Annotated in this window: 9 protein-coding genes and 1 pseudogene; 9 read left to right on the top strand and 1 reads right to left on the bottom strand. The window is 74.7% G+C overall.

The annotated features are described in order from the left end of the window. A partial coding sequence (locus tag FB00_RS20480; RefSeq protein ID WP_082141565.1) for a DEAD/DEAH box helicase occupies positions 1-1,589 on the bottom strand: 1,589 nt, incomplete at its 3' end. A 400-nt stretch (positions 1,590-1,989) separates the two neighbouring features. Here FB00_RS20480 and FB00_RS20475 point away from each other — a divergent pair. The 9 genes and pseudogenes from FB00_RS20475 to FB00_RS20435 all read left to right on the top strand — a co-directional run. Beyond that, positions 1,990-2,607: a CDP-alcohol phosphatidyltransferase family protein gene (locus FB00_RS20475; RefSeq protein WP_047234769.1), complete on the top strand. Its 618-nt coding sequence runs from the start codon at positions 1,990-1,992 to the stop codon at positions 2,605-2,607. Next, positions 2,604-3,575 carry a DUF881 domain-containing protein gene (locus FB00_RS20470; protein ID WP_064316595.1) on the top strand — a complete coding sequence of 324 codons (972 nt, stop codon included), beginning with the start codon at positions 2,604-2,606 and terminating at the stop codon, positions 3,573-3,575. The genes FB00_RS20475 and FB00_RS20470 overlap by 4 nt, the downstream gene beginning before the upstream one ends. Then, positions 3,572-3,904: a small basic family protein gene (locus FB00_RS20465; RefSeq protein ID WP_021483549.1), complete on the top strand. Its 333-nt coding sequence runs from the start codon at positions 3,572-3,574 to the stop codon at positions 3,902-3,904. The genes FB00_RS20470 and FB00_RS20465 overlap by 4 nt, the downstream gene beginning before the upstream one ends. Positions 3,905-4,693: 789 nt before the next feature. Further along, entirely contained in the window at positions 4,694-5,236 is a 543-nt protein-coding gene (locus tag FB00_RS20460) for a DUF881 domain-containing protein (RefSeq protein ID WP_052877834.1), read from the top strand. Positions 5,237-5,412: 176 nt separating this feature from the next. Next, the gene (locus FB00_RS20455; RefSeq protein ID WP_047234767.1) at positions 5,413-5,895 is read left to right on the top strand and encodes an FHA domain-containing protein; all 483 of its coding nucleotides are present in this window, start codon (positions 5,413-5,415) and stop codon (positions 5,893-5,895) included. Beyond that, positions 5,892-6,653 (top strand): MerR family transcriptional regulator, encoded by a 762-nt coding sequence (locus FB00_RS20450; RefSeq protein WP_047234766.1) that lies wholly within the window; start codon positions 5,892-5,894, stop codon positions 6,651-6,653. The genes FB00_RS20455 and FB00_RS20450 overlap by 4 nt, the downstream gene beginning before the upstream one ends. Positions 6,654-6,759: 106 nt before the next feature. After that, positions 6,760-7,233, top strand: a complete 474-nt coding sequence (locus FB00_RS20445) for a bifunctional nuclease family protein (protein WP_024839673.1) — start codon at positions 6,760-6,762, stop codon at positions 7,231-7,233. A gap of 217 nt (positions 7,234-7,450) precedes the next feature. Continuing rightward, positions 7,451-8,041: a MerR family transcriptional regulator gene (locus tag FB00_RS20440; protein WP_047234765.1), complete on the top strand. Its 591-nt coding sequence runs from the start codon at positions 7,451-7,453 to the stop codon at positions 8,039-8,041. A gap of 208 nt (positions 8,042-8,249) precedes the next feature. Further along, positions 8,250-8,550: pseudogene (locus FB00_RS20435) on the top strand (biotin carboxylase N-terminal domain-containing protein); the annotation flags it as partial.

The raw sequence follows: 8,550 nt of genomic DNA, 5'->3' as shown, positions 1-8,550 counted from the left end.
TTGTGACCCACGGACAGGCGGTAGCGGGTCCCGACGGCGTCGCGGCGGATGCCGCGCGTGCCGTCGCCCTCGCGGCGGCCCGAGGCACGCTCGCCGCGCGGACGCTCGCCCGTGCGCTCGGTGCGGCGCGCCTTCGCCTGCTCGCGCGCCGCGGCACGCTCGGCCTCGAACCGCTCCTGCTCCTCGCGGGCCCGGGGGCCGTCGTCGCCGACCGCGAGCGCCGCCATGGCCGCGGCGAGGTCGACGGGGTCGACGTCGTGCTCGGCGAGGAAGGTGCGCACCATGTCGGCGTACATGGACAGGCGGCCTGCCTCCTGGCGGGCGGGGACCTGGCCGAGCAGGGCCCGCACCTTGTGCGCGGACACGTCCGCGGGGGAGGGGATCTCGATCTCCTCGAGCGGGGTGCGGGTGGTGCGCTCGATGGCGCGCAGGCGACCGCGCTCGTGCGGGGTGACGAAGCTCAGGGCCTCGCCGGTGCGCCCGGCGCGGCCGGTGCGGCCGATGCGGTGCACGTACGCCTCGGGCTCGCCCGGGAGGTCGAAGTTCACGACGAGGCCGATGCGGTCCACGTCGAGGCCGCGCGCGGCGACGTCCGTCGCGACGAGGACGTCGAGCGCGCCGGAGCGCAGGCGCTCCACGATCCGCTCGCGCTCCTTCTGCGCGACGTCGCCCGAGATGGTGGCGGCGGAGATGCCGCGCTCGACGAGCGCGGACCCGACCTCCTCCGCGGCGCCGCGCGTGCGGGTGAACACGATCGCGGCCTCGGCGTCGGACGTGGCGAGGACGCGCACGAGGGATCCGGTCTTGTGCCGGAACGGCACGACGGCGTACGTCTGGCGCACGCTCGTGACCGTGGAGGACTGGCGGGCGACGGCGATCTCGACGGGGTCGGTGAGGTGCTCGTTCGCGACGCGGCGGATCGGGCCGGGCATCGTCGCGGAGAACAGCGCGACCTGACGCTCGCGCGGCGCGCGGGAGAAGATCGTGTCGACGTCCTCCGCGAAGCCCATGCGCAGCATCTCGTCGGCCTCGTCGAGCACGAGGAAGCGCACGTCGTCGAGCACGAGGGTGCCGCGCTCGATGTGGTCGATGACGCGCCCGGGCGTGCCGACGACGACCTGCGCACCCGCCGCGAGCGCCCGCTGCTGCGGCTGGTAGGGGGACCCGCCGTACACGGCGACGACGTCGACCTTGGGCAGGTGGGTCGCGAACGACTCGACGGCGTCGGCGACCTGCATGGCGAGCTCGCGCGTCGGGGTCAGGACGACGGCCTGCACGCGGCGCAGCGAGGGGTCGATCGCGGCGAGCAGCGGGAGGCCGAACGCGGCCGTCTTGCCGGTGCCGGTCTGCGCGACGCCGGTGATGTCGCGGCCGGAGAGGAGCGCCGGGATGGCCTCGGCCTGGATCGCGGACGGGGTGACGAAGCCGAGGTCGGCGACGGCGCGCTCGAGGGGAGCGGGCAGGCCGAGGTCGGCGAACACGGGCCCGGCGGGCACGGTCGGCTCGGGACGGGTCCGGTCCGCGCGCTCGGTGGCGGCGTCGGCGGACCGGTCGAGGGCGTGCGAGGGCGCGAGGACGTCAGCAGTCATGAAAGGGTGAGGACCGTTCGTTTCGGGGTGTGGAGTGGCGTGCGGTCACCAGGACGGTTCTCGCAGGTCGCACTCCCGAACACACCAGGCCGGCCACCGGGACGATCAGGGATGATCGAGGGGGACGGCCGCTCTCACGGACACACGCGGGACGAGCGACGAACTCCAGAGGTGTGCCCATCCTACCGGAGGGTGCGGTCGGCGAGCGGGCCGGGCCCGGTGACGTCCCTCACCGCGTCCCCGTCCCCGTGGTCGGTCGGGACGGACGAAACGGGTGATTTCCGCCCGGGGAGGGCGCCGCGCCGCGAAATGAGGGTCCGGGTGCGGGGGCCCGGTACGTAGGATGGTCCGCGCGCGGCAGGTCGCCGCGACGGCGCGACGTGAGCACGGGGCGGTGGGTGTGTCAGCAGGGCAGCAGGTCAGCTCCCGCGTCCTGACCGTCCCGAACGTCATCAGCCTCCTGCGGCTGCTCCTCGTGCCGGTGTTCGCGGTCCTCATCGTGCGCGGCGACGACGTGTGGGCGCTGGTCGTGCTCGCCGTGTCGGGGGCGTCGGACTGGCTCGACGGAGTCCTCGCGCGGCGCCTCGACCAGGTGAGCCGCCTCGGGCAGATGCTCGACCCGGCCGCGGACCGGCTCTTCATCCTCGTCACCCTCCTGGGTCTCGCGTGGCGCGACGTCGTGCCGCTGTGGCTCGTCGTGGTCATCGTCGGGCGCGACCTGCTCCTCGCCGCGCTGCTGCCCCTGCTGGCACGCCACGGGTACGGGCCCCTCCCGGTGAGCTTCGCGGGCAAGGCCGGGACGTTCGCGCTGCTGTACGCGTTCCCGCTCCTGCTGCTGGCCGAGATGCCGGGGTGGCCGGGCGACGTCGCCGCGGTCACGGGCTGGGCGTTCACCTGGTGGGGTGTCGGCCTGTACTGGCTCGCGGGCGCCCAGTACGTGCTGCAGACGCGCGCGCTCGTCGTGCGCGACCGGGCCGCCACCGACGAGACCGGCACGACGACGCAGGAGGCGCCGTGAGCCAGAACCGTCCGGACCCGGGCGCCGCCGCACGCCGCGCTCCCGTCGACGCGTCGATGACGCTGCTCAACGAGGTCATGCACCGCCCGCTCGACCCCGGGTACGCGGACGCCGCGGCGCGCCGCGCCGCGGGCCAGTCACCGCAGCGCGGCCGCACGGGCACGGTCGCCCTCGTCGCCCTGGCGGTCGTCCTCGGTGTGGTCACGACGGCGGCCGCGGTCGAGCTGCGCGCCCCGCAGCCGGGCGTCATCGCGGCGCGCGAGACCCTGGAGCAGGAGATCCTCGACCGGCAGGGCGCCGCCGAGGAGCTCACGGCCCGCGGGGCGGAGCTGTCCGCGGAGATCGAGCAGCTCCAGGGCGCCGCGCTCAGCGGCGCGAGCGCGGACGTGCTCCAGGGCCTCCAGGAGGAGGGTGCGCTGACCGGCACGCAGGCGGTCGAGGGCCAGGGTGTCGTCGTCACGCTCGACGACACCAGCGGCGGCCTGTCGTCCGACACCGTGGACGCGAACTCGCTCGTGCACGACTCCGACCTCCAGCGCGTCGTCAACGCGCTCTGGGCCGGAGGTGCGGAGGCCGTCGCGATCAACGACCAGCGCCTCACCGGTCTGTCGGCCATCCGCTCCGCCGGCGACGCGGTGCTCGTCGACCTGCAGCCCCTCGTCGGCCCCTACCGGGTCGAGGCGATCGGTGACCCGGACACGCTGCGCACCTCGCTCCTGCGGTCGGGCACGTCGGACTACCTCCAGATCCTCGGGACCCAGTACGGCATCCGGTCGAGCGTGACGACGCAGAGCCGCCTCGACCTGCCCGGCCGGTCCGCACCCACGTTGTTCTTCGCGCAGCCCCCGGCCGCGACCGTAGACTCCGACACGCCCGCCGGGAGCACCGACGGCACGACGGACGGCACGACCGACGGGACCGGGACGGGCTCGGAACCGCACGAGACAGGGCAGGAGATCGTCGAATGATCGCAGTCGTCGGACTGGTGGTGGGCATCGTCGCGGGCCTCGTCCTGCAACCCACCGTGCCGGTGTCGCTGCAGCCCTACCTGCCCATCGCCGTCGTCGCCGCGCTCGACGCCCTGTTCGGGGGCCTGCGCGCCCGCCTCGACGGGCTGTTCGACGACAAGGTCTTCCTCGTGTCGTTCCTGTCGAACGTCGTCGTCGCCGCCCTCATCGTCTTCCTCGGCGACCAGCTCGGCGTCGGGAGCCAGCTCTCCACGGCCGTCGTCGTCGTGCTCGGCATCCGCATCTTCTCCAACGCCGCCGCCATCCGGCGCCACATCTTCAAGGCGTGAGCGTGACCCGCGACCCCCAGGACCCCCGCGACCCGGGCGCCGACGACGTGACGCCGGGCGCCCACGCCCCGGACGACGCTCCCGTCAGCACGGGCGAGACCACCGACGAGACCGCCCCAACGCCGGACCTCGACGCTGTCCCGGACGTCGCGGCCGAGACCGAGACCCCGGGGGAGACCGCAGCTCCGCACGCGACCGCCGGTGAGGCCGCCGCCGACGCTCCGGACGAGACCACCGACGACGGCGAGCCCGCCGACGAGCCGGCACGCGCGCACGACGTCGCACCCGAGGTGCCGGACGGCGCGGTCGAGGGCGACGAGCCGCCCGCGGTCGACCCCGTCCCGGTCGGCGAGGAGCCCGGCGCCGACCCGGCAGGTGCCGGTCCGCACGACGTCGCCGATCACGACCGCGGCGACGGGGACGGGGACGGCGGCACAGCCGCCCCGGACGATCCCGCGGGCGACGCCGCCGCACCGGACGGCGACGCGGCGACCGCGGACAGCACCCGCACGGACACCACCGGCACGGACGCCTCGGCGCCGGCGGAGCCCCCCGCGACGACGGGGGTGATCGGCGCCGTGGGTCGCCACGGCTCCCCGACACGACCGGAGCCGCGCGGGCTGCGCGGGCTCGGCCGCGCGCTGCGTCCCCGCGCGTCCCGGTCCCAGATCGTCGTCGGCGTCCTGTGCGCGCTGCTCGGCTTCGCGCTCGTGGTCCAGGTGAGCCAGACGCAGGAGGACCAGCTCTCGTCCCTGCGCCAGAGCGACCTCGTCGCGCCTCCTCGACGACGTGACCCAGCGTTCCGGCGAGCTCGAGGACCAGGTCTCCTCGCTCGAGTCGACGCGGGACGAGCTCCAGTCCGGGTCCGGGCGCGAGCGGGCCGCCCTCGAGCTCGCCGAGCAGCAGGCGGAGACGCTCGGCATCCTGTCCGGCCGGCTCCCCGCCGAGGGCCCGGGCGTCGAGATCGAGGTCGTCGAGGGCGCGGAGGCGCTCGACGCGTTCGCGCTCTTCAACGTGCTCGAGGAGCTGCGCAACGCGGGCGCGGAGGCGATGGAGGTCAACGGGGTCCGCCTCGTCGCGAGCAGCTACTTCGAGGACTCGGCCGAGGGCGTCGTGGTCGACGGGCAGACGATCACCTCGCCGTACCGGTGGAACGTCATCGGCGACCCGTCGACGCTCGAGACGGCCCTCGAGATCCCCGGCGGCGCGATGGCGTCGCTGCGCGCGGACGGGGCGCGCACGACGATCACCCAGCAGGACCGGGTCGAGGTCGCCGCGACCGTCGAGCCCGGCGCGCCGCAGTACGCGACCCCGGTCCCGGCCGACGAGTGACTGCGGCTTCCCGCATCCCCGCAGGCCGGGGTAGGTTGGGACGACCGTGGGTCGCGCGCACCGCGTGACCTGCGGGTGTAGTAGTTTTCGAGCACTGTTCCGCACGGCGGGGCCACGGCCCCGTGGTGCGGTGTTCCGAGGTCGAGCACGACGTGCGTGAGCCCCGAGGAGGCGAGATGAGTGTCCCAGGCGGTCCTGAGGTGCCGAACCGGGCGGGTAGCGACACGACGGTCAGCTTCGGCCGGATCGAGGCCCCGATCGAGGAGGGCGTGCAGCCCGGTGGCCTGAGCCCCGAGGAGCACGCCGCGGTCGCGGCGCTGCCGCGCCACTCCGCCCTGCTCATCATGCAGCGCGGTCCCGGGCAGGGTTCCCGCTTCCTCCTCGACGCCGAGCGCACCGTCGCCGGCCGGTCGGAGCGCGCGGACATCTTCCTCGACGACGTCACCGTCTCGCGCAAGCACGCCGAGTTCGTGCGCGAGGGCGAGCACTTCCTCGTGCGCGACGTCGGCTCGCTCAACGGGACGTACGTGAACCGCAGCCGGATCGACGCCGTCGCGCTCTCGACGGGCGACGAGGTGCAGATCGGCAAGTACCGGCTCACGTTCCACGCCAGCCCGCACGCGGGGGCACCGGCGGGCGGCACGGCCCCGCGGTCGTGAACGCCTCGACGGGCGCCGCGCACGCCACGGCCCCCGAGCCCGCCGACGGTGCGGAGCCGTGGCCGCAGGGCATCTCGCGTCGCGCGACCATGCGCATCTCCGACGTGCTGCGCGCGCTGCGGGCGGAGTTCCCGAACGTCAGCCACTCCAAGCTGCGCTTCCTCGAGGAGCAGGGGCTCATCGAGCCCGTGCGCACCGCGTCGGGCTACCGCCAGTACAGCCCCGCGGACGTCGAGCGGCTGCGGTTCGTGCTCGTCGAGCAGCGTGACCGCTACCTGCCGCTCAAGGTCATCAAGGAGCGCCTCGCCGCCCTCGACGCGGGTGCCGACGTCGAGGCCCTCGCCCCGCGCCTGGCGACGACCGACGGCGAGCCCGGTTCGGCGGCCGTCCGCCAGCGCTACACGCTCGACGCGCTCGTGTCCGCGGCGGGGGTGGAGCGAGAGCTCGTCGAGGGTCTCATCGAGGCGGGCGTCCTGCGCCAGGCGCCGGGCGGCCAGCTCGACGCGCGCTCGCTCGACGTGGTCGTGCTCGCCGCCGGGCTCTCGGAGTACGGCATCGAGCCACGTCACCTGCGCTCCCTGCGCACCGCCGCCGACCGGCACGTGAGCCTCGTGCACCAGGTCGTCTCGCCGTGGCGCGGGCAGCAGAGCGCGTCCGCGCGCGCCCACGCGGGCACCGTGGCCTCGGAGGTCGGCGAGCTCTGCGCGCAGCTGCACACCGTGTTCGTGCGCCAGGGGATCGACGACCTCACGCGCTGACCCGCTCGTCCGCCCGCCCTCCGCGGGGCGCCCGCACGGTTGCGCCCCACCCCCTGCCGGATGCCGGGGGGAGACGTACCGTGGAGGGGTGAGCGACGACGTCCCGATGGTCCCGGTCGAGGTGCTCGGGGTCCGTCAGCAGCAGCGCGACCAGGAGATCGTGGTGCTGCTGCTCGACGACGCGTCCGAGCTCGTGGTGCCGATCGTCATCGGGCCGCGGGAGGCGAGCGCGATCGCGATGGCGCAGGCCGGCCTGCCGACGCCGCGGCCCATGACCCACGACCTGCTGCGGGACCTGCTCGACGCGGTCGGGGTGCGGCTGGAGCGGGCGGAGATCGTCGCGCTCGACGGCGGCATCTTCTTCGCCGAGCTGGTCCTCAGCAACGGGGTGCGGCTCGACTCGCGCGCGTCGGACGCGATCGCGGTCGCGGTGCGCACCGGCAGCCCGGTGCTGTGCTCGGCGGAGGTCGTCGCGACGGCGGGGGTCGAGGTCGTCGACGTCGCGCAGCAGGAGGAGGTCGAGAAGTTCCGCGACTTCCTGGACCACGTCCAGCCGGAGGACTTCTCGGTGGACGAGTAGGTGGACGGTCCGCACCGTCGGGGGGACCGACCGTCGAGCGACGGTCGAGGCTTGCGGGCACAACGGACAACACGGACGTTCGACCTCAGGTCGAGGGTTGAGCGGCCGGATCGCCGGACGCACGGGCGCGACACGCCCGAGCGCTCGGGTCGTCGGTCGTTGACGACCCCCGACGGCGCCCATAGCGTGGTCGTGGACATCACCCCAGGAGGCAACAGTGAACAGCAGCGGTGAGGCGAGCGTCGGTGTCGGCGCGACTGTTCCGCACGGCGCGCAGGGCCTCCTCTTCGGGGAGGACATCACCGAGCAGGACACGACGACCGGCTACCGCGGCCCGACCGCGTGCCGTGCCGCGGGCATCACGTACCGCCAGCTCGACTACTGGGCCCGCACCGGTCTGGTCGAGCCGACCGTGCGCCCCGCGTCCGGCTCGGGCTCGCACCGGCTGTACAGCTTCCGGGACATCCTCGTCCTCAAGGTCGTCAAGCGCCTCCTCGACACCGGGGTCTCGCTCCAGCAGATCCGCACCGCCGTCGAGCACCTGCGCGAGCGCGGCGTCGACGACCTCGCGCAGATCACCCTCATGAGCGACGGCGCGAGCGTGTACGAGTGCACGTCGCCCGACGAGGTCGTGGACCTCGTCCAGGGCGGTCAGGGTGTGTTCGGCATCGCGGTCGGCCGGGTGTGGCGCGAGGTCGAGGGCACGCTCGCGGAGCTGCCCACCGAGTCGCTCGACGACGAGGACGGCGCGGCGGTGAGCCCGCAGGACGAGCTCGCGCAGCGCCGTCGGGCCCGCTCCGCCGGCTGAGGCCGCGAGCGCCGCCGTCCCGGGGCGGTGGGGCGCTCATCCTGCCGGGCCGGGGCCGCCCGGTCGACGCGTCACGGCACCCGCCGGCCTGTGGAGCACGTCACAGCCGGTGCGACGGCCTGCCCGGCGAGGCCGTGGGAGGATCGCCCGGTACGCGGCGCGTCACGCCCTCCCCGGCGGCGCCGCACGGTCGACGGATGGAGTGCCGGTGTTCTCGAAGGTCCTGGTCGCCAACCGCGCGGAGATCGCCGTCAGGGCGTTCCGCGCCGCCTACGAGCTGGGGGCCCGCACCGTCGCGGTGTTCCCGCAGGAGGACCGCAACTCCGAGCACCGGCTCAAGGCCGACGAGGCGTACCTCATCGGGGAGCCGGGCCACCCGGTGCGGGCGTACCTCGACATCGAGGAGATCGTGCGCGTCGCCCGCGAGGCGGGCGCCGACGCGGTCTACCCGGGCTACGGGTTCCTCTCGGAGAACCCCCGACCTGGCGCGCGCGTGCGCGGACGCCGGG

This window comes from Cellulosimicrobium funkei, assembly GCF_001019615.1.
Classification (GTDB): Bacteria; Actinomycetota; Actinomycetes; order Actinomycetales; family Cellulomonadaceae; genus Cellulosimicrobium; species Cellulosimicrobium cellulans_E.
The sequence above is the reverse complement of the archived record's forward strand: the minus strand, read 5'-3'. Positions and strand labels throughout refer to the sequence as shown.